1 protein-coding gene and 1 other annotated feature are annotated in these 1,382 nt (G+C 68.6%); the gene reads right to left on the bottom strand.

Annotation, left to right across the window (positions count from 1 at the left end):
• Positions 1-30 precede the first annotated feature (30 nt).
• A protein-coding gene (locus ACSGC5_RS14895) for an IS3 family transposase (RefSeq protein ID WP_434971349.1) occupies positions 31-1,331 on the bottom strand; the annotation gives its coding sequence in 2 pieces (ribosomal slippage) (positions 31-1,040 and positions 1,040-1,331; 1,302 coding nt in all).
• Positions 901-1,053: a sequence feature (AL1L pseudoknot), on the bottom strand. Its footprint overlaps the gene before it by 153 nt.
• Positions 1,332-1,382: the final 51 nt, after the last annotated feature.

Here is a 1,382-nt window from a genome sequence, read left to right as displayed (position 1 = left end):
TGAAGCGCCCTGGGTTTCGTAGAGGCTCGGTTACCTGGAACCGGCTCCGACGGGAACCTGTTCTCCAACGTAGCTGACGGGCTCGTGGGATGCCCAGTGGGCGGCCTCGAGCTCGGCGGGCGGGATGTGCCCGATCTCGCCGTGCAGGCGCCGGTGGTTGTACCAGTCGACGTATTCGGCGACCGCGATCTCGACGTCGCGGATCGACGCCCACCCGCCCTTGGGGCGCATCATCGGGTTGCGGATGCACTCGGCCTTGAACAGCGAGTTCAGCGCCTCGGCCATCGCGTTGTCGTAGCTGTCCCCGACCGTTCCGACCGACGCGACGGCGTCGGCTTCGGCGAGGCGCTCGGTGTAGCGAATCGCTCGATACTGAACTCCGGCATCGCTGTGATGGATCAGCCCGGTGATGTCCTGCCCCGCTCTGCGGCGCTCCCAGAGGCCCATGTCGAGCGCGTCGAGGGCGAGATCGGTGCGCAAGCTTGTGGACACCTGCCAGCCGACGACACGGCGAGAGAACACGTCGAGGACGAATGCGGCGTAGGTCCACCCGGCGTGGGTGCGGATGTATGTCAGGTCCGCGACCCAGAGCTGGTTCGGCGCGGTCGCGGTGAACGCGCGCTTCACGAGGTCGGCGGGCCGGTCGGTCTCCGCACCGTCCCCGAAGGTGGTCTTGCGGGTCTTGTCGCGCCGGATGCCCTGGATGCCCGCGGCGCGCATCAGCCGCTCGACGGTGCAGCGGGCGACCTCGACGCCCTCCCGGTTCAGGGCCGCGTGGACTTTCCGGGCGCCGTAGACGCCGAGGTTCGCCTTGTGGACCACCCGGATGTCCTCGGTCAGCTCCGCGTCCCTGACGGCCCGGGCAGACGGCGGTCTGCTCTTTGCGGCGTAATAGGTGCTCGGGGCGATCTGGACGTCCGCGTCACGCAGGACCTGGCAGATCGGCTCGACCCCGAACCGGTCGCGGTGCCCGTCGATGTACTCGACGAGCACCGCAGTCGGCACCTCGGCTACTTCAGCTTGCGGTCGAGCTCCGCCGCGGCGAAAAACGCCGATGCCGTCTTCAGGATCTCATTCGCTCGCCGCAGCTCCCGCACCTCGGCCTCAAGCTCCTTGATCCGCTGCGCCTCCGCGGTCGTCACCCCGGGCGCCTGCCCGGCGTCGATCTCGACCTGCTTCACCCAGCCGCGCAGCGTCTCCGGGTTGATCCCGAGCTGCTCGCCGATGCGCTGCAGCGCACCGGCCTTTCGTGCGGGGTCTTGTCGTGCCTCAACCGCGAGCCGCGTCGCGCGCTCACGCAACTCGTCCGGGTACTTCTTCGGTGCTGCCATGACTCTCATCCTCCGTGAGTTGAGAGCCTCCACCGAACCCGGGGCGCTTCA

Source organism: Microbacterium sp. bgisy207 (genome assembly GCF_965345035.1).
Lineage (GTDB): Bacteria > Actinomycetota > Actinomycetes > Actinomycetales > Microbacteriaceae > Microbacterium.
Note: the sequence above shows the minus strand (reverse complement) of the source record. Positions and strands in the feature narration are given on the sequence as shown.